This is a genomic window from Pseudomonas sp. LTJR-52 (genome assembly GCF_003691465.1).
Lineage (GTDB): Bacteria > Pseudomonadota > Gammaproteobacteria > Pseudomonadales > Pseudomonadaceae > Chryseomonas > Chryseomonas luteola.
Window position 1 is genome coordinate 266059 of record NZ_CP033105.1, and the last position, 25326, is coordinate 291384.

The 25326-nt window shown below is 58.7% G+C and carries 26 protein-coding genes; 13 read left to right on the forward strand and 13 right to left on the reverse strand.

Annotated features, from left to right (window positions below):
• Positions 1–83: 83 nt before the first annotated feature.
• The 3 genes from EAW52_RS01290 to EAW52_RS01300 all read right to left on the reverse strand — a co-directional run bounded on the left by EAW52_RS01290 (position 84) and on the right by EAW52_RS01300 (position 4262).
• The gene (locus tag EAW52_RS01290; RefSeq protein ID WP_122041132.1) at positions 84–1130 is read right to left on the reverse strand and encodes an asparaginase; all 1047 of its coding nucleotides are present in this window, start codon (positions 1128–1130) and stop codon (positions 84–86) included.
• Positions 1131–1310: 180 nt separating this feature from the next.
• Complete coding sequence (locus EAW52_RS01295; RefSeq protein WP_122041133.1) at positions 1311–3110, reverse strand: thiamine pyrophosphate-requiring protein; 1800 nt, start codon at positions 3108–3110, stop codon at positions 1311–1313.
• Between the two features lie 153 nt (positions 3111–3263).
• Positions 3264–4262: an SDR family oxidoreductase gene (locus EAW52_RS01300; RefSeq protein ID WP_122041134.1), complete on the reverse strand. Its 999-nt coding sequence runs from the start codon at positions 4260–4262 to the stop codon at positions 3264–3266.
• Between EAW52_RS01300 and EAW52_RS01305 the strand changes: the two genes are divergently transcribed.
• Positions 4254–5012 carry a DUF1080 domain-containing protein gene (locus EAW52_RS01305; RefSeq protein WP_256680705.1) on the forward strand — a complete coding sequence of 253 codons (759 nt, stop codon included), beginning with the start codon at positions 4254–4256 and terminating at the stop codon, positions 5010–5012. The genes EAW52_RS01300 and EAW52_RS01305 overlap by 9 nt on opposite strands.
• On the opposite strand, the gene EAW52_RS01310 is transcribed toward EAW52_RS01305, so the two are convergent.
• The 3 genes from EAW52_RS01310 to EAW52_RS01320 all read right to left on the reverse strand — a co-directional run bounded on the left by EAW52_RS01310 (position 5013) and on the right by EAW52_RS01320 (position 8641).
• Positions 5013–5537: a cupin domain-containing protein gene (locus EAW52_RS01310; protein WP_122044687.1), complete on the reverse strand. Its 525-nt coding sequence runs from the start codon at positions 5535–5537 to the stop codon at positions 5013–5015.
• A gap of 129 nt (positions 5538–5666) precedes the next feature.
• A complete protein-coding gene (locus EAW52_RS01315; RefSeq protein WP_122044688.1) occupies positions 5667–6395 on the reverse strand; it encodes an alpha/beta fold hydrolase in 729 nt (242 codons plus the stop codon).
• Between the two features lie 305 nt (positions 6396–6700).
• Positions 6701–8641, reverse strand: a complete 1941-nt coding sequence (locus tag EAW52_RS01320) for an ATP-dependent DNA helicase RecQ (protein WP_372238878.1) — start codon at positions 8639–8641, stop codon at positions 6701–6703.
• 375 nt (positions 8642–9016) lie between these two features.
• Between EAW52_RS01320 and xpt the strand changes: the two genes are divergently transcribed.
• The 3 genes from xpt to EAW52_RS01335 all read left to right on the forward strand — a co-directional run bounded on the left by xpt (position 9017) and on the right by EAW52_RS01335 (position 11360).
• Positions 9017–9589 (forward strand): xanthine phosphoribosyltransferase, encoded by a 573-nt coding sequence (xpt, locus tag EAW52_RS01325; protein ID WP_010796462.1) that lies wholly within the window; start codon positions 9017–9019, stop codon positions 9587–9589.
• A gap of 203 nt (positions 9590–9792) precedes the next feature.
• Positions 9793–10806 (forward strand): SDR family oxidoreductase, encoded by a 1014-nt coding sequence (locus EAW52_RS01330; protein WP_122041136.1) that lies wholly within the window; start codon positions 9793–9795, stop codon positions 10804–10806.
• A gap of 155 nt (positions 10807–10961) precedes the next feature.
• Positions 10962–11360 carry a YkgJ family cysteine cluster protein gene (locus tag EAW52_RS01335; RefSeq protein ID WP_010796460.1) on the forward strand — a complete coding sequence of 133 codons (399 nt, stop codon included), beginning with the start codon at positions 10962–10964 and terminating at the stop codon, positions 11358–11360.
• A 108-nt stretch (positions 11361–11468) separates the two neighbouring features.
• Here the strand turns inward: EAW52_RS01335 and rpmG are convergent, their stop codons facing one another.
• Both rpmG and rpmB read right to left on the reverse strand, forming a co-directional pair.
• Positions 11469–11624, reverse strand: a complete 156-nt coding sequence (rpmG, locus tag EAW52_RS01340; protein WP_010796459.1) for a 50S ribosomal protein L33 — start codon at positions 11622–11624, stop codon at positions 11469–11471.
• 11 nt (positions 11625–11635) lie between these two features.
• On the reverse strand, positions 11636–11872 hold the full coding sequence (rpmB, locus tag EAW52_RS01345; protein WP_010796458.1) for a 50S ribosomal protein L28: 237 nt from the start codon (positions 11870–11872) through the stop codon (positions 11636–11638).
• 350 nt (positions 11873–12222) lie between these two features.
• On the opposite strand from rpmB, the gene EAW52_RS01350 reads away from it, so the two are divergent.
• A complete protein-coding gene (locus EAW52_RS01350; protein WP_122041137.1) occupies positions 12223–13800 on the forward strand; it encodes an ABC transporter substrate-binding protein in 1578 nt (525 codons plus the stop codon).
• Positions 13801–13845: 45 nt separating this feature from the next.
• On the opposite strand, the gene radC is transcribed toward EAW52_RS01350, so the two are convergent.
• Entirely contained in the window at positions 13846–14520 is a 675-nt protein-coding gene (gene radC, locus EAW52_RS01355; RefSeq protein ID WP_074821159.1) for a DNA repair protein RadC, read from the reverse strand.
• A gap of 176 nt (positions 14521–14696) precedes the next feature.
• Between radC and coaBC the strand changes: the two genes are divergently transcribed.
• From coaBC to argB, 4 genes are all read left to right on the forward strand, one after another.
• Positions 14697–15917: a bifunctional phosphopantothenoylcysteine decarboxylase/phosphopantothenate--cysteine ligase CoaBC gene (gene coaBC, locus EAW52_RS01360; RefSeq protein ID WP_010796455.1), complete on the forward strand. Its 1221-nt coding sequence runs from the start codon at positions 14697–14699 to the stop codon at positions 15915–15917.
• Positions 15910–16365, forward strand: coding sequence for a dUTP diphosphatase (gene dut / locus EAW52_RS01365; RefSeq protein ID WP_074821155.1), 456 nt, complete (start codon positions 15910–15912; stop codon positions 16363–16365). Before coaBC ends, dut begins: the two co-directional genes overlap by 8 nt.
• A gap of 1193 nt (positions 16366–17558) precedes the next feature.
• Positions 17559–18953 carry a phosphomannomutase/phosphoglucomutase gene (gene algC, locus EAW52_RS26705; RefSeq protein ID WP_216822593.1) on the forward strand — a complete coding sequence of 465 codons (1395 nt, stop codon included), beginning with the start codon at positions 17559–17561 and terminating at the stop codon, positions 18951–18953.
• A 65-nt stretch (positions 18954–19018) separates the two neighbouring features.
• A complete protein-coding gene (gene argB / locus EAW52_RS01375) occupies positions 19019–19921 on the forward strand; it encodes an acetylglutamate kinase (RefSeq protein WP_010796452.1) in 903 nt (300 codons plus the stop codon).
• A gap of 41 nt (positions 19922–19962) precedes the next feature.
• Here argB and EAW52_RS01380 read toward each other — a convergent pair whose 3' ends face one another.
• Together EAW52_RS01380 and pyrE are read right to left on the reverse strand one after the other, a co-directional pair.
• Positions 19963–20562, reverse strand: a complete 600-nt coding sequence (locus tag EAW52_RS01380; protein ID WP_372238879.1) for a DUF4124 domain-containing protein — start codon at positions 20560–20562, stop codon at positions 19963–19965.
• Positions 20563–20586: 24 nt separating this feature from the next.
• Positions 20587–21228, reverse strand: a complete 642-nt coding sequence (gene pyrE / locus EAW52_RS01385) for an orotate phosphoribosyltransferase (RefSeq protein WP_122041140.1) — start codon at positions 21226–21228, stop codon at positions 20587–20589.
• Positions 21229–21310: 82 nt separating this feature from the next.
• Here pyrE and EAW52_RS01390 point away from each other — a divergent pair, with 82 nt between their 5' ends.
• The gene (locus tag EAW52_RS01390; protein ID WP_037029885.1) at positions 21311–22090 is read left to right on the forward strand and encodes an exodeoxyribonuclease III; all 780 of its coding nucleotides are present in this window, start codon (positions 21311–21313) and stop codon (positions 22088–22090) included.
• A 58-nt stretch (positions 22091–22148) separates the two neighbouring features.
• Here EAW52_RS01390 and EAW52_RS01395 read toward each other — a convergent pair whose 3' ends face one another.
• Together EAW52_RS01395 and rph are read right to left on the reverse strand one after the other, a co-directional pair.
• Complete coding sequence (locus EAW52_RS01395; protein WP_010796448.1) at positions 22149–22511, reverse strand: DUF4870 domain-containing protein; 363 nt, start codon at positions 22509–22511, stop codon at positions 22149–22151.
• A gap of 14 nt (positions 22512–22525) precedes the next feature.
• On the reverse strand, positions 22526–23245 hold the full coding sequence (gene rph, locus EAW52_RS01400) for a ribonuclease PH (RefSeq protein WP_010796447.1): 720 nt from the start codon (positions 23243–23245) through the stop codon (positions 22526–22528).
• Between the two features lie 189 nt (positions 23246–23434).
• Between rph and EAW52_RS01405 the strand changes: the two genes are divergently transcribed.
• From EAW52_RS01405 to rpoZ, 3 genes are all read left to right on the forward strand, one after another.
• Positions 23435–24298, forward strand: a complete 864-nt coding sequence (locus tag EAW52_RS01405) for a YicC/YloC family endoribonuclease (RefSeq protein ID WP_010796446.1) — start codon at positions 23435–23437, stop codon at positions 24296–24298.
• A 10-nt stretch (positions 24299–24308) separates the two neighbouring features.
• Positions 24309–24938 carry a guanylate kinase gene (gene gmk, locus EAW52_RS01410; RefSeq protein ID WP_010796445.1) on the forward strand — a complete coding sequence of 210 codons (630 nt, stop codon included), beginning with the start codon at positions 24309–24311 and terminating at the stop codon, positions 24936–24938.
• Between the two features lie 86 nt (positions 24939–25024).
• Positions 25025–25297 carry a DNA-directed RNA polymerase subunit omega gene (rpoZ, locus tag EAW52_RS01415; protein ID WP_122041141.1) on the forward strand — a complete coding sequence of 91 codons (273 nt, stop codon included), beginning with the start codon at positions 25025–25027 and terminating at the stop codon, positions 25295–25297.
• Positions 25298–25326: the final 29 nt, after the last annotated feature.

A 25326-nucleotide genomic window follows, 5' to 3' on the forward strand; every position in this document is an offset into this window, starting at 1 on the left:
GAGTGGCACATACAGAGAATAGGCGAAGCGATATCCCTCTCGCATATGCCAACCTGACTAGCCATATCGGCCACAACCGCGCCCTATTCCTCCGCGCTGAAATACCGCTCGATAGTTGCCATGTCCGCCCCGCTCGCCAGGGCCAGCGACAGGAGAATGCGTGACTTCTGAGGATTGAAAAAGCCGCTGCCAATGCCCTCTTCCTTCCTACTGACGAACCCAGAGCCAGTCCGGGTGGAGCGGATCACGGGAATGCCCTGCTCCATGAGCCGTTTGACCGTCTCCTTGGTGCGCGTGGGGATGGAGCCGTTACCCGTAGCGGCGATCACAATGCCCTTTGCACCATCCTTGAGCGCGGCGTCAATGAGTGCACTGTCCTGGTCCTGATAGCTGTACAAGATCACTACTTTGGGCAAGCTTTCCTGCTTGGAGACATCGAAATGCCTCTTGCCGGTCGGTGTGGCAGGAGAATAGTAGAACCGGGGCGTAATGCCGACAAAACCGCCCAGGTAGCCCTGCTCGGCCGCGCGGAAGGTGTCGGGCGTGGTGGAGTTGGTCTTAGTGGTATAGAAGGCCGAGCCGATGCGGTCGTTCAGAACGACCAGGGTGCCACGACCGTTGGCCTTGTCATTGGCTGCCAGACTGACCGCTTCGAGCAGGTTCATGGGCCCGTCGGCCCCTACAGCTGTAGCAGGGCGCATCGCTCCCACCACTACCACGGGCTTTTCGCTTTTGACGGTCAGGTCGAGGAAGAAAGCCGTTTCTTCCAGCGTATCGGTACCATGGGTTACGACCACGCCATGTACTGCCGGGTCTTCCAGTTTTTGGCTGATCGTTTTTGACAGCTTTAGCAGTGTCTTCTGGTCCATGTCTTGACTGGGCATGTTGGCGAGTTGCTCGCCTGTTACCGTAGCCACCTGATTCAGCTCCGGCACAGCCTTGATCAGGGTTTCGATACCCAGCTTACCGGCGTCGTAGTCAGTGGTATCGGTGCTGGAGGCCGAGCTGCCGGCAATGGTGCCGCCAGTCGCGTAGATGACGACGCCGGGCTTGGCGTCTGCGGCAAACAGGGAGGCTGTAGAGAGCGCAAGGGCGACGCTCAGAAACGCAGGGGCAAAACGAACAGGCATGCAATGTCCTTACTGTGAACCGGGAAAACGTGGCTGTGACCACGTATTTCCTTACGCAAGGACTGTGCCCTGCTGATAAAGCGATGGGGATCGCCCTCTTGCCAAGGGAGAGTACATGGATAGATCGGGGCGCTGTATTCGCTACACGCCCGGTCTATTGGCAGCGCCGAAACGGCGGTCCTACTTGTCCTTGTTCTTGCGTCCGGGCAGCACTGAATTAAGTACCTGCTTGGCCGTTTCCTTGATAATGCCGCCTTCGTTCGGGTCGCCATGCAGAAGCGATGAGGCAAAGCTCTTGGCCTGCTCGATAGTGAAATGCGGCGGCAGCGGTGGCACATCCGGATCGGTCTTGAAGGTGATAACGACTGGACGCTCGGAGGCGAGTGCCTCTTCCCAGGCAGAAGCTACCCGGTCGGCGCTGTCGACATAGATACCCTTGAGACCGATGGACTCGGCGAACTGGTGATAGGGCACATCCGGAATGTTTTGCGAGGCTTCGAACTTAGGATCGCCGTTCATGACCCGCTGCTCCCAAGTCACCTGGTTCAGGTCTTCATTGTTGAAGACGGCGCAGATCCACTTGCCGTTGCCCCACTCGCGCCAGTATTTCGCTACCGTGATCAGCTCGGCCATGTTGTTCATCTGCATCGCACCGTCACCCACCAGGGCCACCACCGGGCGGTCCGGGTGGGCAAACTTGGCGGCGATGGCGTATGGCACTGCCGCGCCCATGGAGGCAAGGCCACCGGACAACGAGCACATCATGCCGCGGCGCATCTGGACATCGCGGGCAAACCAGTTGGCGCAGGAGCCCGAATCACTCGTCACGATCGCGCGATCCGGCAGGCGTGGCGACAGCTCGTAGGCCACCCGCTGTGGATTGATCGGTTTGGCATCGGTAAGCGCACGGGCCTTGAGCGTCTCGTCCGAGTCCTTGCGCCAGTTTTCGATAGACGAGCGCCAGGTGCGATCTGTCTTCTCGTGCAGCAGCGGTAATAGCGCATGCAGGGTCTCGGCTGAATCGCCCTCAAGGTTCACTTCCATGGGATAGCGCAGGCTGAGCATGTCGGCCTTTAGGTCGATTTGCACGCCGCGGGCCTTGCCTTCTTCAGGCAGGAATTCGGAATAAGGAAAACCGGAACCGATCATCAGGAGCGTGTCGCATTCACTCATCAGCTTGTAGCTCGCCTCGGTGCCGAGCAGACCGATAGAGCCTGTCACCCAAGGCAGCGCATCGGGAAGCGCGGCCTTGCCCAACAGTGCCTTGGCTACGCCGGCACCCAGTTTTTCGGCTACTGCGATTACCTCATCTGTTGCCCCCAGCGCACCGGCGCCCACCAGGATGGCAACCTTCTCGCCCGCATTGAGGACGTCGGCGGCGCGTTGCAGATCCGCCTCGTAGGGTACGACCTTGGGCTTGCTGTAGCCCACACCGGAGTGGATGGTGCCGTGCTTGTGGGGCGGATCGGAGTACTCAAGCTCCTGAATGTCATTGGGCAGGATGATGGCCGTGACACGCCGCTCACCTACCGCCGTACGAATCGCACGATCCACCAGATGACGGACCTGAGAGGGCACCGAAGCCTGTTGGACAAACGCGCCAGCCACGTCCTTGAACATGGACACCAGATCCAGTTCCTGTTGATAGTGGCCACCCAGGGCTGCTCGGGCCTGCTGACCACAGATGGCCAGAACCGGAACATGGTCCATGCGGGCATCATAAAGGCCAGTCAGCAAATGCGAGGCACCTGGCCCCGAAGTGGAGATGCAAACGCCCAACTCGCCGGTAAACTTTGCATCGGCTGCCGCCATGAAGGCGGCCATTTCCTCATGGCGGGCCTGGATGAACTTGATCTTCTCGTTCGAACGGTTCAGTGCACCAAAGACACCATTGATCCCGTCACCCGGGTAGCCATAGATGCGGCGTACGCCCCACTGGTACAAGCGTTCGACTATGAAATCACCGACGGTCATCGCCATGAGAACCTCCCTAGATCGGCTGTAAGCGGAATGGGTGCTTACTGACCTAGACAGGCTCACTCGGCGAGAAGGTCCTCGATATCTGAAAATAGATGGCCGACTCGTCCGTGAGCCTCTGCGTCTGCAGGAGCCTTGTGCCTCCCGCACAGGCATTTAGAAGGGCTTCAGGCGACGCAGCTTGGCCAACGCCATTAGTCCGGCACCCGCAGCCACAAGGGCCACCATGCTGACGATATCCGAATCCACCGATACGGCCTTGTTGCTGGCCTTTTGGTTGAAGCGCCCGTGGGTGCGGTGCAACCCTTCGACCGGCTCGAACAGGTAATCCGCCCGATCGGGGTTTTCCGGCTCGTTGGTCATCTGCCCGCTGTAGGCCTGTTTAGCCATAACCGTATCCAGAAGCCCTGGCGCCACCATATTGCCCAGGATGGCCTGGATCGTAGTCTTGCCCAGCCAGATTTCGCGGGGCGCACGCATGGCGGCATCAAAGATGGCCCGTGCTGCGACTTCCGGCTGATAGATGGGAGGCAGTGGCTGGCCGCGCTTGCCCAACTTGTTGCGGGCCCAGTCGAATTGCGGCGTGTTGAGGGCTGGCAGGTGAACCATGGTAAGCCGGACACGACTCTTGTCATGGATCAGCTCACTGCGCAGGGAATCAGTAAATCCACGAATGGCCGCCTTGGCACCGCAATAGGCCGATTGCAGTGGAATCGACCGGTACGCCACCGCCGAGCCGACCTGCACGATAGTGCCACGGTCCCGCACCTTCATGCGCTTGAGGGCAGCCATGGTGCCGTACGTGCAGCCCAGGTAGGTCACATCTGTCACGCGGCGGTATTCCTCCGGCGTCATCGAGCCAAAAGCCCCAAGAACCGTAGTCATGGCGGCGTTGACCCAGACGTTGATCGGTCCGAGTTCTGTTTCTACACGCTCCGCGGCCTGCTCGACCTGGGCGGCATCAGCCACATCAGCCTTGCAGCCCAACGCCTTGGAACCCAAGGCCTCCAGCTCGGCGACCGTCTCGGTCAGCCCCTGCTCGCCTCGGGCGATGACTGCGACCTTGTAACCCGCTTGAGCAAAATAGTGAGCGGTTGCGCGACCGATACCGGCCGTGCCGCCCGTGATGACGACTACAGGTGATTCATGCGCCATGTTGATGCCCCGACATTGTTGGAGGTGTCTTCAACGGACTGCCCTGTCAGGAAGCCGGTTCAATCCGCTGCGATGACGCCCATCGGGTTTACGGCTCTGAACCGGGCAGACGGGATGCCAGTCTTATGGTCAGGCGTATCGCTTTACAGGAGGCGCAACACCATGATCGAGGTACTCGATGCCCATCAGTGGCGGGCTTATCAAGGTGAAGACTTCCCGCTTGGCAACTGGAAAGACGACAACGGAATCCTGCGTGCCGATCCTGCTGCCGCGCGAGTCGATCTGATCTCACGGCAATCGTATCGAAACTTTTCCCTGACGTTTGAATTCAGCTTGGCGGCGGGTGGAAATGCCGGGGTGCTGTACCGGGTTGCCGAATCCTGGCCCGAATCCTGGCAGGGCGGCCCGGAGATGCAGCTCCTGGACAATGCCAGCCATCCGGACGGGCAGAATCCGCTCACCACCCATGGCGCGCTTTATCAGCTATTGGCACCTACCGAGCCCACTCCGATTCAGCCCGGCGAATTCATGAGCGGCCAACTCATCGTTCGCGAAAACTACGTTGAACACTGGCTCGCTGGACGATGTGTATTACGCTACGACCTATACGATACTGCCCTGCGTGAGGCCATCAGCCAGAGTAAGTTCAAACACAATCCTGATTTTGGTCTCACAGAGGGACATATCATCCTTCAGCACCATGGCGATGAAGTGTGTTTTCGTTGCCTGCAAGTCGAAGCCTTGCTCTGATCACTGCTGTAGACGCCATGCCTTAAGCAGTACGCCGTCCTTGCCTGTGACCGGATCGGCCTCAGGCATAGGCACCTGGGCGATACGAGTAACCGAGGCATCATGAGTGGCGGCATTGGCACGCTGGATATCATAGTCCTCCTGCCCGCGCGGATAGGCCCCAACGACCACGAAGTCATCGCTTTCCTCGATGCGGCAGTGCCCGGTTCCGGCGGGCAACACCAGCACATCCCCTGCCTCCACCGTCAGCTCTTGGCCGGACTCGCCTCCCAGAATGATCCGCGCGTGCCCGGATGCCACACCTAGCACCTCGTGAGCAGTCGAGTGGTAATGGTGATAGTCGAAGATACCGGCCTGCCATTGCGGTGGCCAGTCGTTCGCAGCGAACAGCTTTTCGAAGGCGGCGGCGTTGTCCTTACCCTCAAGCGGTACGGCACGATAGACCAGCACCGGGAATGGGCTGTTGGGAATACGTCCATCATCCTTGAAGAACAACCGATCCGGCTCGCCCGCCTGGGCGGGCATACTCAGCGCCGACACCGCGGGCGCAAGACTCAAGGCAAACAGCACCGCATTGTAGGTAGAGCGTGTGGAACCCATAGCTATTCCCCCGATAGGTATAACAGATTCGAAGGGCTATCCGGGTGGGAAGTTTCACAGGCCGTGCAGCCAGTTCCTCAGCAGCTCGGTAGTCCGCTCCGGCCATTCCAGGGGCGGTAAATGACCGCACTCGGGCAGTATCTCCAGGCATGAGCCCGGGATGCCGGCGTGCATCTTCTGTGCCTCAGCCACAGGCGTGAACTTGTCGTTTTCACCCACGACAATCAGCGTCGGCACAGTAATGCTCGCCAGGGTCGGAATCGAATCCGGACGATCGATAATGGCCTGCTGCTGGCGTAGAAACGCATCGCGCCCTACCCGCTTGCCCATGGCGATCACCTCATCGGCAACCGGCGTACCGATCCGGCTTGGATGGATCAGGTTTGGCAACAACTGAGGGCTGATTCCCAAGAAGCGTCCACGCTCGGCCAGGGCCTTCATGCCGACCCGCTGGCGGGTACGCTCAGGAGCATCGAGGCTGGCCATGGTGTCGACAAGCGCCAGCCGCATGACCCGCTCCGGCGCCTGGCGCATGATCTCGAGCGCCACGTATTCCCCCATGGACAACCCCGCCAGCGCAAACCGGGCCGGTGCCTCGGCCAGTACCCGTCTCGCCATGCCTTGAATGCTTCCGTCACGGGTCAGGTCGGCAATGTGCGTATCGGCCACGTCGGCCAGCGCTTCGGCTTGCAAACGCCACAAGGCGGCATCGCACAGAAGTCCGGGAAGAAACAACAGCGGGACGCGGGCCTCAGGTCTGGAGGATGCAGCAGAAGTGATCATCAGAGGGTTATTCAGCAGCAAAAGCTGCGTTCTATACGGCCTTCGTCAGCGATGCAAGTACTGACCCCTTATGGCAGCGCAAAACAGGATGGATCACACCTGCATCAAGCTGCCCTGCACCACAGAGTGATGCCCACAGAACGCCGGACCGCGTAAGCCGTTGATTCAGGCACACTCTATCGACTCTCACCCGCTGGAGGAGCGCGACTAGCCTAGCAACGGGCCATCAAGCCTCATGACAGGGCAGCCGTGGCACAGTTGCGTCTGTTATGGGCAGACGCAGTGATCTTATCACGGGCACGTCATCATTTGACGTTAAAGCCGGCCTGGGCCAGCCAGGCTCTTACTTCCGCATAGGGATAAGCCTCCAGCGCAGCAAAACCAGGCAAGCTTCTGGCTTTGAGTCGAGTGAAGGCGGGTGTGTTGAGGCCACATAGAAACCGTGTCATGGACTCAACACTGGGTACGCCTCCCCGGGAGGCCATATAGTGCTCCCGAAAGGCGCCACATAGCGTTTCAGGGTTTTGCCTATCCAAAGGCGGTAAGACGGCCGGAGCTGGAAGGACTGCCACCGTGCCGCGGCAGACGGAACAATGCCCGCATTGCTCAGGCGCCTGCGTATCACCAAACCACTCAGCCAGACGGTGGCTCAGGCAACGGTCACTGGCGAATAGATCAAGCATGGCGTGGGTTCGTGCAACCTCGGCCTGCTCTTTTTCCTGGAAGTACCGATGCAACGTAGCGCCTAGTGTCTCGACGTCGATTGCAGCCTGTAAGCGACGATACACATCGGTCATCTGCTTACTTTCCAGCTCAATCCAGCCTTGCTCGTGAAACCACTCCAGCGCAGTGATTACCCGGCTACGTTCAGCGCGATACTCACGGTGCAACTGATCAAAATTGACCGTGCACCAGGTACGCGCCCGAACAGAGGTTTCGACAATAGCCTCAACAAATTGCCGACGCTCACCTTCAAATCGTTCAATCAAGGCTTCAGGCTCACGAAGGTATTTGAAACGATAATCAGCGAAATAACTGTATTGCGGTGCAATCAGGCCCTGAAGCTCCAGTTGTACGAGCAAGGTCTTGAGCGGCAACAGGCGAATGTCACTTTGATCGGACAGGCTGTTGAACTGCAACACCCATTCGCCTTTCGGCGCCGCCTGCAAGTCCTCAAGAACGCTGCGGATACCACTCAGTTCCGGAGTGTCACCATAAACAAAATTTTCCAGCACATTCAAGGCATCGCGGTTAGCCAGTACCAGGCACTCGGAGCGCTCACCGTCACGTCCGGCGCGACCGATTTCCTGGCTATAGCTCTCGATTGATTTGGGCAGGTCGTAATGCACTACGTAACGGATATCGCGCTTGTCGATTCCCATGCCAAAGGCAATGGTGGCCGCAATGCAGGTCAGTGTGCCGGCCATGAACTGCTGCTGAATGCTGTCGCGCCGGTCATGAGGCAGGCCAGCGTGGTAAGCACCGGCACGAATCCCGGCACGTACCAACTCATCCGCCAGCTGCTCGGCTGTTTTCTGCTGCGTGACATAAACAATGCCGGACTGACTGGTCCGTGGCGCAATCCAATCCAGCAAATAACGTCGTTTGTCCTCCCCGCTGACAGGTTCGACCTGCAAGTCCAGATTGGAGCGATAGAAGCCGGTCGTCACCACATCGTCATGAGCGATTCCAAAGCGGGCCTGCATGTCTGCAATAACCCGAGGCGTTGCCGTCGCAGTTAGCAGCAAGACCTGAGGGATCCTGAAATCACGCTGATAATCAGGGAGCTTAAGGTAGTCAGGACGAAAATTATGGCCCCACTCGGATAGGCAGTGGGCTTCGTCGATTACCAGCAAGGAAATAGGTACCTGGGCGATAAACTGGCGAAAGCGTTCATTCTTAAGCCGCTCTACCGAGATCATCAGAATCTTCAATTCACCGGAGCGGGCCCTGGCCATAGTGGCTTGGATATCTTCACGGCACTGTGCCGAATCGATACTGGCAGCAGCGATCCCGCGGGCCTTCAGAAACGCAAGTTGGTCCTGCATCAGGGCCAGCAGAGGCGAAATGACCAGGGTGAGGTGCGGCAGAAGCAAGGCGGGCAATTGATAGCACAGCGACTTACCCGAGCCGGTTGGAAAGATAGCAGCAGCCGAACGGCCAGCCATGACGGTACGAACTACCTGACCCTGACCAGGACGAAAAGAGGTATAGCCGAACACATCGGCCAGAGTTTGCTCAATCACAGCGCTTCCAGGAAATGGGTGTAATCGCTAAAGAGTGAGCAAGCCGGTGCTGTCATGCAAGAAGTCTTTAGTCCATCGAAGCGGTACGCGCCTTTTCGATAAAGCGGTTGTATCACGCTAGCTTTCAACATGGGCGGTGTGCTGTAAACAATCCATGCACAGAGTCACTTCAAAGGTGATCTGCAGGCGTAATAACGCCAAAAAACGATGAGATGAAACAAAATTACTGCTGTTTTTTATTAGTGGTATGTCGATACGTCTTAATATCCGGCAAAATTGTCTTTTCCCCTTAAACGATTTCGATCAGCAGCGCCTCTTACCAAGGCGTTGACAGTATTTTTTTACCGTCTCTGATCGCCTTTGAAGGACACCTGTGTGGACACCCTTAAAAGCAAGATCCAGGCTGAAGGCCAAGTTCTTTCCGACCAAGTACTGAAAGTCGATGCTTTTCTAAACCATCAGATCGATCCGAGCCTGATGGGTGAAATTGGCGACGAGTTTGCCCGCCGGTTCGCCGATGCAGGCGTGACCAAGATCGTTACGATCGAGGCCTCCGGCATCGCGCCCGCCATCATGACTGGTCTGAAGATGGGTGTGCCGGTGATTTTCGCTCGCAAGCATCAGTCCCTGACGCTTACCGACAACCTGCTGACCTCCACGGTCTACTCGTTCACCAAGCGTGTCGAGAGCACCATCGCGATCTCCATGACGCATCTGTCCAGCGACGACCACGTCCTGATCATTGATGACTTCCTGGCCAACGGTAAGGCGGCCCAGGCACTGATCTCTATCATCCAGCAGGCTGGCGCCAGCATCGCCGGACTGGGCATCGTGATCGAGAAATCCTTCCAGGTCGGCCGTCAGGAGCTTGAGAAACAAGGGTACCGTGTCGAGTCCCTGGCTCGGGTGAAATCGCTGGAAGGCGGACAGGTCACGTTCGTCGAGTAATTCTGGACTCGACAGCAACGCGCGAAGCCGTTAGCACGAAAACAGCCGTCTTTTGCCATAAACGGTTGCGATCCTTCACGATTGATCGACAGTCGGTTCCCGGAACAAGGAACCTCGCTGAATGCCTGACCTTCTACTGATGTGAATGCCCGACACAGCCAGCGGCTGTGCTCGGTTTCTTTTCCTCACAGAAAGGAGGACACATGAACGTCAGGCTTAAACCGCTCAACGAGCAAGTGATCGTTATTACCGGTGCCTCCAGTGGTATCGGTCTTGCAACGGCCCGAATGGCTGCGCAGCAGGGTGCCCGTCTGGTACTGACGGCACGCAATGAAGAAGCGCTACAGGAGATCGAGCGCAGCCTTGGAGGCGGCGATACGGTAGTGACGGTTGTTGCCGATGTCGGCCAGCGTGACGAGCTGCAGAAGGTGGCCGATAAAGCACTGGAGCGCTTTGGTGGCTTCGATACGTGGATCAATAACGCGGCGACCTCCGTCTGGGGCACGGTTGAGGAGGTCAGCGACGAGGACTGCCGCCAACTGTTCGAGACCAATTTCTGGGGTACCGTATATGGCTCAAAAATCGCGGCGGCCCACCTACGTGAGCGTGGCGGTTCGATCATTAACATCGGTAGCCTCGAGTCCGCCGCACCGCTTCCCTACCACTCCATGTACAGCGCCAGCAAACACGCTATCAAGGCGATGACGGATGTATTGCGGGTCGAACTGCGCAAGGAGAAGACACCTGTATCGGTGACGCTGGTCCGCCCAGCCTCCATCGACACGCTGTTCAATGACCACGCCAAGAATTACTTGTCCAGTGCGCCTGTGCTTCCTCCACCCATCTATACCCCGGAAACCGTCGCCAGAGCCATCCTGAAGGCAGCCGTCCACCCGCAACGCGATGTGTTTGTCGGCAGCCCCGCCAAGACCATGACCAAGATCGCTCAAAACTTCCCGCAGCTGTATGACCTCATCAGCGAGAAGCTCCTGGCTAATGTCATTCCCAGCGGACGCCCCGACAATAACCGTGAGGGCGAGATGTATTCGGCTGATTACACCCCAGGCAATTACGGTCAGGCCAGCGGCCGCAATCCCGGTCCCAAGATGCAGCACAGCCTGTACACCCAGGCCTCCCAGCATCCAATTGCCAGCACAGCCCTGGCTGTTCTGGGCGGTCTCGTCATTGGTGCGCTGGTAAAAGGACGCCGACACTGACGCTGCCTACCCTGCCTGCCGCTTAGCACCCGCGCAGGCAGGGCTTGCACCGCGCGATAAAAGCGACGGATCGCCGTATGTGATCGATCAATCGGCGAGCAAACGCTCGTCAGGCCCGGTATGATCCGCGCCCTGCTTCTCCTGCTGATTGATCCATGAAAAAACCGCAACTGGTCGCCGCGGCCGAACTCGACCGTCTTGATACCTGGGCCAAATACTATAAAGGGCTGTGCCGTGATTGCATGGCTACCTGCTGCACGCTTCCCGTAGAGGTCCGCATCAAGGACCTGATCCGCATCGGTGTAGTGGATGAGTTCGAAGCGGGCGAGCCGCCCAAGAATGTCGCCAAGCGCCTCATGAAGGAAGGCATTGTCGAGCGCTTCAACCAGAAAAGCGGCATCTTTACCCTGACCCGCCTGGCCAATAACGACTGCCTCTATCTGGATCGCAAAAGCCGCCTGTGCACCATCTACGATAAGCGCCCCGATACGTGCCGCAACCACCCGCAGATTGGGCCGCGTCCAGGCTACTGCGCCTACAAGCCCAAGGGCTAAGGCTTCAGCACACCGTTTTTCGATATCAGAAAGCAAAAAACCCAGCGGTTAGGCTGGGTTTTTTGTGTGCCGTGATTCCGCCGAAGCGGTCACGAAAGACAGGATCAATTACTTGATCTTGGCTTCCTTGTACATCACGTGCTTACGCACAACCGGATCGAACTTTTTGATTTCGATCTTTTCGGGCTTGGTGCGCTTGTTCTTGTCGGTGGTGTAGAAGTGACCGGTACCGGCACTGGACACCAAACGGATCAATTCACGCATGATGAAGCTCCTTAGAATTTTTCGCCGCGAGTGCGCAGCTCGGACAGTACGGTATCAATACCGCGCTTGTCGATGATACGCATGCCCTTGGCAGAAACGCGCAGACGCACGAAACGCTTCTCGGACTCAACCCAGAAACGATGGTAGTGCAGATTCGGCAGGAAACGACGACGGGTTTTGTTGTTAGCGTGGGAAACATTGTTCCCAGTAACCGGACCCTTACCGGTCACTTGACAGACTCTAGACATGCCTCAGCCCTCATAAACCACATGCCAAACCCGGCATGGGTTGGCCGCTTGAATCGTTTGAAAATTCCGTTTAGTCGGGGCGGTGTCGGCTTTTCTGCAACACTCACAGAGCCATGCCCCGAAAAAAGAGCGCTGTTTTATACCAGAAGAGCCTTGATACATCAAGGACATAACCTATTGGGCCGACCAGTTGAGACCCGCATGGATACTGCGTTGCAGAAGGGCTTCCCAAAACAATTCGACCATTCGTCGTGAAATTGAATTGAGATGAACGGTGCAGTGGTCTAGCGTAGACCCTTGGCACCATGAGCTCCATGGACGGCCACCTACCTATTCAAAAGGAGCACCCCATGCGCTTTGCCGCTTTGCCACTGCTGTTCGCGCCGCTGCTGGCCCAGGCCGCCACATTGAGCGTCTGTACCGAAGCAAGCCCCGACGGCTTTGATGTGGTGCAGTATAACTCGCTGACCACGACGAATGCTTCAGCAGATGTGTTGATGAACCGACTGGTGGAGTTCGATCCGACGCGTGGAGAGCTGGTCCCGAGCCTTGCCGAGCGGTGGCAGGTCTCCCAGGACGGTCTAACCTATGATTTCACGCTGCGCCCGGATGTGAAATTTCACCAGACCGACTACTTCAAGCCCAGTCGGGACCTCAATGCGGACGATGTGGTGTTCAGCTTCGAGCGTATGCTCGTCTCCAAGCATCCCTGGCATGGGGTGGCCAAGGGTGGCTATCCTCATGCGCAATCCATGCAGTGGCCTGACCTGATCAAGTCAGTGGAAAAGGTTGGCGACCATCAGGTGCGTATCGTCCTGAACCGTCCGGATGCGACATTCCTGCCCACGCTGAGCATGGGGTTCGCCTCGATCTATTCCGCCGAGTACGCCGATCAGCTGCTCAAGGCAGGCAAGCCCGAACAGCTCAACAGCGAGCCCATCGGCACCGGCCCGTTTGTGTTTCACCGCTTTCAGAAAGATGCAGCCATCCGTTATGAGGCCAATGCCAATTATTTTGGCGGCAAGCCCAAGGTCGATAACCTGATCTATGCCATCACGCCCGATGCCGCTGTGCGCATGCAGCGTCTCAAGCGTGGCGAGTGCCAGGTTGCACTTTCCCCCAAACCACAGGATGTCACCGATGCTCAGAAGGATTCGACCCTGAAGGTTGTCCAGACGCCAGCATTCATGACCGCGTTCGTAGGGATCAATACCCAGCATGCTCCCCTTGATAATCCCAAGGTCCGGCAGGCCATCAACCTGGCGTTCGACAAGAAGAACTATGTGAAGGCTGTATTTGAAAACAGCGCCACTCCGGCTGACGGCATCTACCCACCCACTACCTGGGGCTATGCCAAGGACATCACGCCGTATGCCTACGATCCGGAAAAAGCCAAGGCGCTGCTGGCCGACGCAGGGCAGAAAGAGGGTTTCAGTACCACCATCTGGACGCGCCCCAGCGGCAGCCTGTTGAACCCCAATCCCAGCCTGGGCGCGCAGATGCTGCAGGCGGATCTGGCCAAGATCGGCGTCAAAGCAGACATCCGCGTGATTGAATGGGGTGAGCTGATCCGCCGCGCCAAAAATGGCGAGCACGACCTCCTGTTCATGGGTTGGGCAGGCGATAACGGCGACCCGGATAACTATCTGACACCGCAGTTCTCCTGTGCTTCGGTCAAATCCGGCCTTAACTTCGCCCGTTATTGCAATCAGACGCTCGATACAGCCATACGCGAGGGCAAGGCGGTGTCCAATCAGGCGGAACGCACCAAGCGTTATCATACGGCTCAGCAGATCATTCACGATCAGGCCTTGTGGCTACCGCTGGCTCATCCCACCGTCTCGGTTCTGACCCGCCAGGGTGTAGAGGGTTATCAGGCCAACCCCTTCGGTCGCCAGGACTTCTCCAAGGTCAGCGTCAATCGATGAGGCGAGGGCGGCAGGCTTGCGCAATGGCCTGTCGCCCGACTGCTCTTACAGCCAACCATATTCAGCCATGGACAACGGCTCGCCTTCGCCCACGATGAAGTGATCGAGCACCCGCACATCGATCAGCGAAAGCGCTTCCTTGAGCCGCTGGGTGAGGATGCGGTCCGACTGGCTGGGTTCTGCGATGCCGGAAGGGTGGTTATGGGTGAGGATCAGGGCCGCTGCGTTATGAGCCAGGGCGCGCTTGACGACCTGCCGTGGATAGACGCTAGCACCATCGATGGTGCCGTGAAACAGCGCTTCGAACGCCAGAACACGGTGTTTGGCGTCCAGGAACAGGCAGCCGAAGATCTCATGGGGCTCATGACGCAGGCGGGCCTTCAGGTAGTCCTTGACGGCTTGCGGACTTTCTAGCGCGGAATCACGCCGCAGACGCTCTGCCAAGTGGCGGCGGCCCATTTCCAGGACGGCCTGCAGCTGGGTGAACTTGGCCGGTCCCAGTCCCAGATGCGCGCTGAACGAGGCCAGATCAGCCTCTAGAAGCGCCCGCAGGCTGCCGAATTCCTGCAACAGGTGGCGCGCCAGGTCTACCGCGCTCTTTCCGGTCACACCGGTACGCAGAAAGATAGCCAGCAGCTCGGCATCGGTCAGGGCAGCCGCGCCCTGTTCCAGCAGCTTCTCACGGGGCCGCTCGTTGGCGGGCCAGTCACGAATACTCATCGAACGCTCCTTGTCGATATCGGCCCGCTACTCCATGGCGGGCGCTGTGCTATCTTAGCCGCACTTTTTGCCTGGCGAACGGCTTATCGACCGCCGTTCGTGCAGACGCGATATCCGTCATAAAAAGCTCCTGTAACCGGCCTCCGGGCCAGTCAGGCTCAACATAAGGCAGGCTCATGCAACGGCTTTATCGTAAACGCATCGTGCTTGGCGTCGGCGGCGGAATCGCCGCATACAAGAGTGCCGAGCTGGTGCGTCGCTTGCGCACCTGTGGCGCGGAAGTCCGGGTCGTCATGACTCAGGGCGGCCGTGAATTCATCACTCCCCTGACCCTTCAGGCCCTATCGGGCCACCCGGTGCATCTTGATCTGCTCGATCCGGCAGCCGAAGCGGCGATGGGGCATATCGAGCTGGCCCGCTGGGCGGACCTCGTCCTGATAGCGCCGGCTACAGCCGATCTGATGGCCCGCCTGAGCCAGGGCATCGCCAATGACCTGTTGACCACAGTCGTGCTGGCAACCGATGCGCCTGTGGCGCTGGCCCCGGCCATGAACCAGGCCATGTGGCGTGACCCGGCGACCCTGGCCAACACCGAACTGCTGAAAAGCCGTGGCTTCAAGCTCTTCGGCCCCGCCTCGGGCAGCCAGGCCTGCGGAGATGTGGGCATGGGTCGCATGCTCGAACCGGATGATCTGGCGCAACTTGCCGCTGACTGTTTCGCCCGGCAGAGCCTGACGGGTCAGCACATGCTGATCACTGCAGGCCCCACGCAGGAAAACATCGACCCGGTGCGCTACATCACCAATCACAGCTCTGGGAAAATGGGCTTTGCCCTGGCCGAGGCAGCTGTGGAAGCAGGGGCTCGCGTCACCCTGGTCACAGGCCCCGTCCACCTGCCGACGCCTGATCGCGTCAGCCGTGTGGATGTCGTCAGTGCCCGCGACATGCTGGCCGCCTGTGAGGCGGCCATGCCATGTGATGTGTTGATCGCCGCGGCCGCCGTGGCTGACTTCCGCCCAGAAGTCGTCGCGCCACACAAGCTCAAGAAAGATCCCGCCAGCGGCGAGGGCATGCTGCTTCAGATGGTGCGCAACCCGGATATCCTGGCCACGCTGGCGCGCCGCCCGGATCGTCCGTTCAGCGTAGGTTTTGCCGCCGAGACGGAGCACCTGCTCGACTACGCCTCGCGCAAGCTGGTGGACAAGAATCTCGACCTCATCGTCGCCAACGACGTAGCCAACCCGGCCATTGGCTTCAACAGCGAAGACAATGCCGTCAGCGTCATTGACCGTGACCTGCACGAAACCCGCTTCGCCCAGACCAGCAAGGGCAAGATCGCCCGCCAGCTGATCGACTTTATCGCCAACCGACTCAGACAAACCCAGACTCATGCATAACCTTCAAGCCAAGATTCTCGATCCCCGCCTCGGTACTGATTTTCCGTTGCCAGCCTACGCAACGTCCGGCTCTGCCGGGCTCGACTTACGTGCCATGCTCAAGGAAGACATAACCCTGGAGCCGGGCCAGACGGTTCTGATTCCAACCGGCCTGTCCATCTACATTGCCGATCCGGGCCTGGCGGCGCTTGTTCTGCCGCGCTCGGGCCTGGGCCATAAGCACGGCATCGTGCTGGGCAATCTGGTTGGTCTGATCGACTCGGACTATCAGGGCGAACTGATGGTCTCATGCTGGAACCGTGGTCAAACCACTTTCACCATTACTGTGGGTGAACGCATCGCCCAGCTCATGCTGGTACCGGTCGTTCAGGCGCATTTCAAACTGGTGGACGAGTTCGAGCAAACCGAGCGAGGCGCAGGCGGTTTCGGACACTCCGGTACCCGCTGACCGCCGAGCCTGCCTCCCGGGGACAGAAACGAGGTGCTGCATTGAAAAACACCAAGCGCAAGGCCACGCCCAAAGGCCCCGCTCAAGAAAAGAACAAGAACGTCTCTCTGCTACCCGGTCTTCTACCTGCCCTGGCGGGCTCCCTCCTGGGACTGGGCCTGCTGTGGGGTCTCGCCATCGAGCCGCTGCAGCGGGACTCCCAGACACAATTGACCCAGGCCTGGGGACAAGGGCAGGCCGCCGCTGTGAGCCAGGCGCTGAGCCAGCTGGAAAATCGCGCCCGCATGACTGCTGCCGAGCCCATGGTAGTCCAGGCACTGACCCAGTCCAACGAGGACTTGCGCTCATCAGCCGAGCAGATTCTTCAGCACGGCGGCCTGATCGATGCCCATCTGGTTCGTCAGAACACCAGCCAGCCTAACGAGACAAGGCCGGGGCCCTTGAACTTCGCCGCTCTGGATCTGGCACGTCGTGTCAGCTCAGGGCAGCCTGCCGGATCAGAAGCCTACCGGGTCGGCCAGAAATGGCTGGTTTATACCGCAGCCCCCGTTACTGCAAGCGACAGCCGGGTCGTTGGCACCGTCCTGCTGGTACAGGACCTGCGCGTCCTGCTAAGCGGCCTGACAGGCATGCCCATCGAGGCGGGCCACTGGCAGCTGACCCAGCGCTTCAACCAGGCTGCGCCTCAACGGTTGGCAGAGGGCGGCATACCGGTCACTGCCGATACGCATACCTTCAAGACCAATAACCCTCTCTGGACGCTGGAAGTAATACCGGCCACCTCGTTCAGTGCCGGCTGGCCGTTATGGACGTTGCCAGCGGCGCTCATCCTGTCGCTGGCCGGGGCCGGGGCTGGGCTTTTGCTGCTGCGCAGGCACCTGCAACGGCGTCTCGTTGACGATGTGTGCAGTCTCTCCCGTTTTCATCAGGAACTTGTTAGCGGTCTTGTGGCCCAACGGCCTGTTTTGCGGTTCTCACAACTCGAACCCCTGACACAGGCACTGGTCGGGCCACCGCCGAAATCCACCGAAGCAGCCGCTTCGGTCACGGCGCCTGTAGAGGCAACCGTAACGGCATTGGCCAAGCAAGGCAGCGCGTCGTATACAGACCCGATGTTTCCAAGCAGTGACGACATACTTGATATCGATATCCTCGACGAAGACCAGGATCTCCTGGGATTGGAGAAACCCCTAATGAGCAACACCGTTCAAGCCCCGAAACTCAATACCAGCATTTTCCGCGCCTACGACATCCGTGGCGTAGTGGGCGACTCCCTGACGCCGGAAACCGCGTACTGGATCGGTCGCGCCATCGGCTCCGAAAGTCTGGCCCGTAACGAGCCCAACGTGGCCGTAGGCCGTGATGGCCGTCTGTCCGGCCCGGAACTGGTCGAGCAGCTGATCAAGGGGATCGCTGATACCGGCGCAACCGTCAGCGACATCGGCATGGTGCCTACACCCGTCCTGTACTACGCAGCCAACGTTCTGGCTGGCAAGTCCGGTGTGATGCTCACAGGTAGCCACAATCCGCCGGATTATAACGGTTTCAAGATCGTGATCGCCGGCGAGACCCTGGCCAACGAAAGCATTCAGCGCCTGCGCGAGCGCATCGAGACCGGCGACGTTGCAACCGGCCAGGGCACCGTTGAGAAGATCGACGTCCTGGAGCGTTATTTCGACCAGATCAAGAACGACATCGTCCTGGCCAAGAAGCTGAAAGTCGTGGTCGACTGCGGCAACGGTGTGGCCGGTGTGGTTGCACCCCAGCTGATCGAAGCCCTGGGCTGCACCGTTATTCCGCTGTTCTGCGACGTTGACGGCAACTTCCCGAACCACCATCCGGATCCGGGCAAGCCCGAGAACCTGGAAGACCTGATTGCCAAGGTCAAGGAAACCGGCGCCGACCTGGGTCTGGCCTTTGATGGCGACGGCGACCGCGTAGGCGTCGTGACCAACGAAGGCAACATCATTTATCCCGACCAGCTGCTGATGCTTTTCGCCAAGGATGTGGTATCCCGCAACCCGGGCGCCGATATCATCTTTGACGTTAAGTGCACCCGCCGCCTGAACAACCTGATTGCCGGCTACGGCGGTCGTCCGATCATGTGGAAAACCGGTCACTCCCTCATCAAGAAGAAGATGAAGGAAACCGGTGCTCTGCTGGCGGGCGAGATGAGCGGTCATGTGTTCTTCAAAGAGCGCTGGTATGGCTTTGACGATGGCATCTACAGCGCCGTGCGTCTGCTCGAGATCCTGAGCCAGGAGAAGGGCACCGCCCAGCAAGTATTTGATACCTTCCCGGTGGATATCTCTACACCCGAGATCAATATCCAGGTGACCGAAGAAGGCAAGTTCGGCATCATCGATGCCCTGCAGCGCGATGCCAAGTGGGGTGACGCACAGATCACCACATTGGACGGCGTGCGTGTCGACTATCAAGAAGGCTGGGGTCTGGTCCGTGCGTCCAACACCACGCCGGTACTGGTGCTGCGCTTCGAGGCTGAAACCCAAGAAGAGCTGGACCGTATCAAGGATGTCTTCCGCAAGCAGCTGCTTGCCGTTCAGCCTGACCTGAACCTGCCGTTCTAACATTCGAACCGCAGAATAAAGGGCGCCCAGGCGCCCTTTATTTTTATCGACCTGAGGAGTACGCCATGACCCTGAGCCGCGATGATGCCTCGCATGTCGCCCAAGTGCTTTCCGAAGCGCTGCCCTATATTCGCCGTTTCGTCGGCAAGACGCTGGTAATCAAGTACGGCGGCAACGCCATGGAAAGCGATGAGCTCAAGGCCGGCTTCGCCCGAGACATCGTGTTGATGAAGGCCGTGGGGATCAACCCGGTCGTGGTGCATGGTGGCGGCCCCCAGATCGGTGATCTGCTCAAGCGCCTGAGCATCGAAAGTAATTTCATCGACGGCATGCGTGTCACCGACAGCCAGACCATGGACGTCGTGGAAATGGTGCTGGGCGGTCAGGTGAACAAGGACATCGTCAATCTGATCAACCGTCATGGCGGTCGTGCCATTGGCCTGACCGGCAAGGATGCCAACCTGATTCGAGCGACCAAGCTCACTGTTAGCCGTCAGACACCGGAAATGACCAAGCCGGAAATCATCGATATCGGTCAGGTCGGGGAGGTCAGCGGTGTAAACACCGAACTTCTGAATATGCTGGTATCGGGCGATTTCATTCCCGTCATTGCACCCATTGGCGTGGGCGCAAACGGGGAATCCTACAACATCAACGCGGACCTGGTGGCAGGGAAGGTAGCCGAAGCCCTCAAGGCTGAAAAGTTGATGCTTCTCACAAATATCGCCGGTTTGATGGACAAAGAAGGGCAGGTTCTGACCGGATTAACCACTGAGCAGGTAAACGGCCTGATTGCCGACGGCACCATTTACGGGGGCATGCTGCCCAAGATTCGCTGTGCCTTGGAAGCGGTACAGGGCGGAGTACAAAGCGCCCACATTATTGATGGCCGCGTCCCTAATGCTGTACTGCTGGAGATCTTCACCGATATCGGTGTAGGCACATTGATTACCAATCAGCAGCTGTAAGCATAAAAACGGGGCTCAGGCCCCGTTTTCAGTGGAATCGCTTACTCACCCAGAAGCTGTACGATCCGGGCGCGATCCGTATTGAAGTTAGCCTCTGCCGTCTGGCGATCCTTGATATACCGGTCCAGCTCGCTCTGCAGGCGATGCTCTTCCCCCTTGAGCGCCTCGATCCGCTGAAGCAGATCGTCCGGCACAGCCTGACCACCACGCTGATAACTGGCCGCCTGGCTCATGAGCGTGTCGCGCTGCTGGTTGAGTGCCTGAAGATTCCCGCGCTTGACGGCCGCCAAGCCGTCCAGCTCGTTCAGTTTACGCACCTTGGCGCGGTCGACATCCGCCACACTGCTGTACAGCCTGAGGAGATTTGCGTCCGCCTGGGCCTGCTGCTTGGCTGCCGCCCGTCGGAGAATTTCTTCAGCAGGCGGGGCAGGGGGCACGACCTTCATGACGCGCCCCTGCTCGTTGAGAATATCGTATCCCTTGCCTGCATATTCGGCCGGCACGCCCTGCCGATCGATTACGGTCACACCGTTGCGATCCACATAGCGATACAGCTGGATGGGGGTGGACTCAGCAGCCAGAACACTACTTGTCAGTAAAATCAGGGCGCTCCCAAGCACCGCCTTTTTTCTTCTCGCCACCGCCATCTCGCCTCATGCGTCAGTTCAGATACCGTAATTCGCGCGGTAGGCTTCAACAGCCGGCAGATGCTGCTTCAGCTCAGTGTCACCGGCCAGATACTCCAGTACCTGATCCAGGGCCACGATACTGACGACCGGCATTCCAAAGTCCCGCTCGACCTCTTGAATGGCCGACAACTCGCCTTTACCACGCTCCTGACGATTCAATGCAATCAATACGCCAGCAGGCGTGGCGCCTTGTGCCTGGATGATCTGCATGACCTCGCGGATCGCAGTACCGGCCGTGATGACATCGTCGATAATCAGGACCCGACCTGCCAACGGAGCCCCTACCAACATGCCTCCTTCACCGTGGTCCTTGGCTTCTTTTCGGTTGAAGCACCAAGGCAGGTCACGACCATGTTCTTCGGCCAGCGCAACGGCTGTAGCGGCAGCCAACGGAATCCCTTTATAGGCCGGACCGAACAATACGTCGAAATTAAGGCCTGAATCTGTGACCGCAGCGGCGTAGAAACGTCCTAGCTGAGCCAAGGCGTTTCCGCTGTTGAACAAACCGGCATTGAAGAAATACGGACTAACACGTCCGGACTTCAATGTGAATTCACCGAAGCGCAGAACTCCGCGCTCGATAGCAAAACGAATGAAATTGCGTTGATACGCCTGCATTACGAAAATCCCGGGCGGCATGAATTTAGCTAAAGCGTTTGAGCTCGGGTATCATACATCCACGATTTTTTGGGGGCCATTTATGCGGATCATTAGTATGAACGTGAATGGTATTCAGGCTGCCGTTGAGCGAGGGTTGCTCAATTGGCTTCAAGGCCAGAATGCCGACGTGATCTGCTTGCAGGACACCCGCGCCTCCGCCTTCGATCTGGAAGATCCTGCCTACCAACTGGATGGCTACTTCCTCTATGCCTGCGACGCCGAGGTACCCAGCCAGGGCGGTGTTGCGCTGTATAGCAAGCTCCAGCCCAAAGCGGTCATCAGCGGCCTGGGTTTTGAGACTGCAGATCGTTACGGACGCTACCTGCAAGCTGATTTTGACAAGGTGAGTATCGCCACACTGCTTTTGCCTTCTGGCATGGGCGGTGATGATGAACTGAACCACAAGTTCAAGTTCATGGACGACTTCACCAATTACCTGAACAAGCAGCGCCGCAAGCGCCGCGAGTACATCTATTGCGGTTCGCTCTACGTCGCACATCAGAAGATCGATGTGAAGAACTGGCGCGAATGCCAGCAGATGCCGGGCTTCCTGGCACCTGAGCGGGCCTGGATGGACGAAGTGATCGGCAATATGGGCTATGTGGATGCCCTGCGCGAGATCAGCCGTGATGGCGACCAGTTCAGCTGGTGGCCGGACAGTGAGCAGGCCGAGCACCTGAACCTTGGCTGGCGCTTCGACTATCAGATCCTGACACCGGGTCTGCGCCGTTTCGTGCGTTCGGCACGTCTGCCTCGGCAGCCGCGCTTCTCACAGCATGCTCCGCTGATGATCGATTACGATTGGGCGCTCAGCATCTGAGAGTTGTTGGTAATAAATAAAAAAACCGGCCCAGGGCCGGTTTTTTATTGTCTGACGCTCAGTCCACCGGTCGCCAGCAGAAGGGATACCGGTAAGGGCGGCCCTTGTTGGCCTTGAGGCCTGCAATAACGGTCAGAACAAAGGCCCACACACCTACAAGAACCATCAGGGGAAAGCCGATCAGAACCCAGGCGAGCAGCCAGCAGAGCAGGGTGGCCACCGTGATGGTGAGCTGGAAGTTGAGTGCTTCCTTGCCCTGATCATCAATGAATGGATCAGCCTCCCGCTTGAACTGCCAGACGACGAGCGGTCCGATGACATTGCCGATCATGGGCGCCACGAACCACAGAAACGCCGAATAATGGCAGAGCATGGCCCAACGGCGTGCATCTGCACTGGGGACTTGCTGTAGTTCGTTCATACGCCCTCATCAGGTCATTCGGCCAAGGCGGCCTTTTGTATCTCGAACAGATCCTTGATGCCTTTCTGAGCCAGCGCCAGCATGGCGTTGAACTCTTCAGGCTGGAAGGGTGCACCTTCTGCCGTGCCCTGGACTTCGATGAAGCCGCCAGCATCGGTCATGATCACATTCAGATCGGTCTCGGCAGTGGAATCTTCAAGATAGTCCAGATCCAGCACCGGTGCGCCCTGGTAGATGCCAACAGAGACGGCTGCAACCATCTGCTTGAGCGGGTTGCCCTTGAGCCCGCTACGCTTCTTGAGCGCCGCCAGCGCATCGACCAGCGCCACACAGGCTCCGGTCACAGAGGCCGTACGGGTACCGCCATCGGCCTGGATCACGTCGCAGTCGATGTATAGGGTGTTCTCGCCCAGCTTGGTCAGATCTACCGCCGCACGCAGCGAGCGACCGATCAGGCGCTGGATTTCCAGGGTACGGCCACCCTGCTTGCCACGGGAGGCTTCACGCTGGGTACGTTCGCCGGTCGCACGTGGCAGCATGCCGTATTCGGCCGTCAGCCAACCTTGACCCTTGCCCTTCAGGAAGCGTGGCACTCCGGCCTCGACGCTGACCGTGCAGATCACTTTGGTGTCACCGAACTCCACCAGAACCGAACCTTCGGCATGCTTGGTGTAGTGACGGGTGATGCGGATCTCGCGTAACTGGTCGGCAGCGCGACCACTCGGACGATTCATGTAGGGATACCTGTTGCAGGAGAAAACTGGTCGTCATTATAGGCCCCATAGAGGATCATGCGACATCACTACGTTGGGCCCACCGTCAGGCTGGGGTAGACTTACCTCTTTTTTGCGGACCGCTCTGCAGCGAAAACGCTTCCGTGATCGTTGCCGGGTATTCCCGCACTGCTTAAGCGAGGACATTCCATGGTGCATAGCATGACGGCCTTCGCCCGCGTTGAACGCGCGGGTGTGTACGGTACGCTGAGCTGGGAGTTGCGCTCGGTCAATCATCGCTATCTGGAGCCGCACCTGCGTTTGCCTGAAGCGTTTCGCGATCTTGAAGGCAGTGTCCGCGAGGCACTGCGCCAGGGCCTGTCACGTGGCAAGGTGGAATGCACCCTGCGTTTCAGCGAAGAGAATGCCGCACCCAGCCTACAGATTGATGAACAGCGCGCCGGTCAGCTGATTGCAGCAGCCGAACGCTTGGCGTCGATGATCCAACAGCCCGCCCTGATCGATCCGATGACCGTCCTGAGCTGGCCGGGTGTGCTGATCTCCCAGAGCGCCGATCCACAGGCCCTGAATGCCGAGGCAAAAGCCCTGTTTGCAGCCGCACTGGATGAACTCAAGGCCGGTCGCAACCGTGAGGGAGCGGAGCTGGCCCGCCTGATCGAGGAGCGCCTGCAGGCCATTCTGGTCGAGGTGGCCGCGCTTCGTGAGCTGATTCCCGAGATGCTCGCCGCCCAGCGCCAGAAGATTCTCGACCGCTTTGCCGAGCTAAGCCTTGAGGCCGATCCACAGCGGCTCGAACAGGAGCTGGTCATGCTGGCCCAGAAAAGCGACGTGGCAGAAGAGCTGGACCGTCTGACGACGCACGTAGGCGAGGTAAGCCGTGTGCTCAAGGCCGGAGGCGCCGCCGGCCGTCGCCTGGACTTCCTCATGCAGGAACTCAACCGCGAAGCCAACACCCTAGGCTCAAAGGCCTTTGACCCGCGCTCCACCCAGGCGGCGGTCAATCTCAAAGTATTGATAGAGCAAATGCGCGAACAAGTGCAGAACATCGAATAGGCCATTCACTATGACAGCCCTTCCTGGCACCCTTTATATCGTTTCGGCGCCTTCGGGTGCAGGCAAGACCAGCCTGGTCAAGGCCCTGCTCGATGCCCTGCCTGAAGTCCGTGTATCCGTCTCCCACACCACGCGCGCCATGCGCCCGGGCGAGGTCGACGGGGTCAACTATCACTTCGTGGATGTCTCGACCTTTCAGGGCCTGCTGGAGCATGGCGACTTCCTGGAGCATGCCGAAGTGTTCGGCAACTACTACGGTACGTCCCAGCGCCAGCTGGAGCAGACCCTTGCTGAAGGTCACGACCTGATCCTCGAGATCGATTGGCAGGGTGCCCAACAGGTGCGTCGCAAGATGCCTCATGCTCAGTCCATCTTTATCCTGCCGCCCAGCCAGGAAGCCCTGCGCCAGCGACTGAACAACCGCGGGCAGGACAGCCACGAGGTGATCGAGCGACGCATGCACGAAGCGGTCAGCGAGATGAGCCACTATGTCGAATATGACTACCTGATCATCAACGATGACTTCGCCTCGGCGCTGGAAGATCTGAAGTCCGTCTTCCGGGCCAGGCAGCTGCGTCTGGACCGCCAGCAGCGTCGGCACAACGAATTGCTCGAAAAGCTCCTGATCCAGCGGTCATGAGCCAAACGGCACTTCCCTTAGCACTGCCGATTTTTTAGACTACACAGTCCTCCCGCTTCGGGATCACATTACCACCGAGGAACACCATGGCCCGCGTCACCGTTGAAGACTGCCTGGATAACGTCGATAACCGTTTCGAACTGGTCATGCTCGCCACCAAGCGCTCGCGTCAGCTCGCAACCGGCGGCAAAGAGCCCAAAGTACCGTGGGATAATGACAAGCCGACCGTAGTGGCCCTGCGTGAAATCGCTGAAGGCCTGGTCGATGACGAAGTGGTTCGTCAGGAAGATATCATTGAAGAAGAGCCGCTGTTCGCTGCTTTCGAAGAAAACAACGAGGCCGATAGCGAGGCGCTGTAAGATGCCGGACCGACGAGCCGTTACGTGGG

Excerpts from the sequence above, each read along its gene's own strand:
- pyrE (WP_122041140.1), bottom strand. The coding sequence starts at position 21,228 with ATGCAGGCGTATCAACGCAATTTCATTCGTTTTGCTATCGAGCGCGGA.
- rpmB (WP_010796458.1), bottom strand. The coding sequence starts at position 11,872 with ATGTCTAGAGTCTGTCAAGTGACCGGTAAGGGTCCGGTTACTGGGAAC.
- algC (WP_216822593.1), top strand. The coding sequence starts at position 17,559 with ATGAGCAACACCGTTCAAGCCCCGAAACTCAATACCAGCATTTTCCGC.
- EAW52_RS01350 (WP_122041137.1), top strand. The coding sequence starts at position 12,223 with ATGCGCTTTGCCGCTTTGCCACTGCTGTTCGCGCCGCTGCTGGCCCAG.
- radC (WP_074821159.1), bottom strand. The coding sequence starts at position 14,520 with ATGAGTATTCGTGACTGGCCCGCCAACGAGCGGCCCCGTGAGAAGCTG.
- EAW52_RS01405 (WP_010796446.1), top strand. The coding sequence starts at position 23,435 with ATGGTGCATAGCATGACGGCCTTCGCCCGCGTTGAACGCGCGGGTGTG.
- EAW52_RS01290 (WP_122041132.1), bottom strand. The coding sequence starts at position 1,130 with ATGCCTGTTCGTTTTGCCCCTGCGTTTCTGAGCGTCGCCCTTGCGCTC.
- argB (WP_010796452.1), top strand. The coding sequence starts at position 19,019 with ATGACCCTGAGCCGCGATGATGCCTCGCATGTCGCCCAAGTGCTTTCC.
- rpoZ (WP_122041141.1), top strand. The coding sequence starts at position 25,025 with ATGGCCCGCGTCACCGTTGAAGACTGCCTGGATAACGTCGATAACCGT.
- EAW52_RS01335 (WP_010796460.1), top strand. The coding sequence starts at position 10,962 with ATGAAAAAACCGCAACTGGTCGCCGCGGCCGAACTCGACCGTCTTGAT.
- EAW52_RS01315 (WP_122044688.1), bottom strand. The coding sequence starts at position 6,395 with ATGATCACTTCTGCTGCATCCTCCAGACCTGAGGCCCGCGTCCCGCTG.
- rpmG (WP_010796459.1), bottom strand. The coding sequence starts at position 11,624 with ATGCGTGAATTGATCCGTTTGGTGTCCAGTGCCGGTACCGGTCACTTC.
- EAW52_RS01330 (WP_122041136.1), top strand. The coding sequence starts at position 9,793 with ATGAACGTCAGGCTTAAACCGCTCAACGAGCAAGTGATCGTTATTACC.
- EAW52_RS01390 (WP_037029885.1), top strand. The coding sequence starts at position 21,311 with ATGCGGATCATTAGTATGAACGTGAATGGTATTCAGGCTGCCGTTGAG.
- EAW52_RS01300 (WP_122041134.1), bottom strand. The coding sequence starts at position 4,262 with ATGGCGCATGAATCACCTGTAGTCGTCATCACGGGCGGCACGGCCGGT.
- rph (WP_010796447.1), bottom strand. The coding sequence starts at position 23,245 with ATGAATCGTCCGAGTGGTCGCGCTGCCGACCAGTTACGCGAGATCCGC.
- coaBC (WP_010796455.1), top strand. The coding sequence starts at position 14,697 with ATGCAACGGCTTTATCGTAAACGCATCGTGCTTGGCGTCGGCGGCGGA.
- EAW52_RS01310 (WP_122044687.1), bottom strand. The coding sequence starts at position 5,537 with ATGCCCGCCCAGGCGGGCGAGCCGGATCGGTTGTTCTTCAAGGATGAT.
- EAW52_RS01305 (WP_256680705.1), top strand. The coding sequence starts at position 4,254 with ATGCGCCATGTTGATGCCCCGACATTGTTGGAGGTGTCTTCAACGGAC.
- dut (WP_074821155.1), top strand. The coding sequence starts at position 15,910 with ATGCATAACCTTCAAGCCAAGATTCTCGATCCCCGCCTCGGTACTGAT.
- EAW52_RS01395 (WP_010796448.1), bottom strand. The coding sequence starts at position 22,511 with ATGAACGAACTACAGCAAGTCCCCAGTGCAGATGCACGCCGTTGGGCC.
- EAW52_RS01295 (WP_122041133.1), bottom strand. The coding sequence starts at position 3,110 with ATGGCGATGACCGTCGGTGATTTCATAGTCGAACGCTTGTACCAGTGG.
- gmk (WP_010796445.1), top strand. The coding sequence starts at position 24,309 with ATGACAGCCCTTCCTGGCACCCTTTATATCGTTTCGGCGCCTTCGGGT.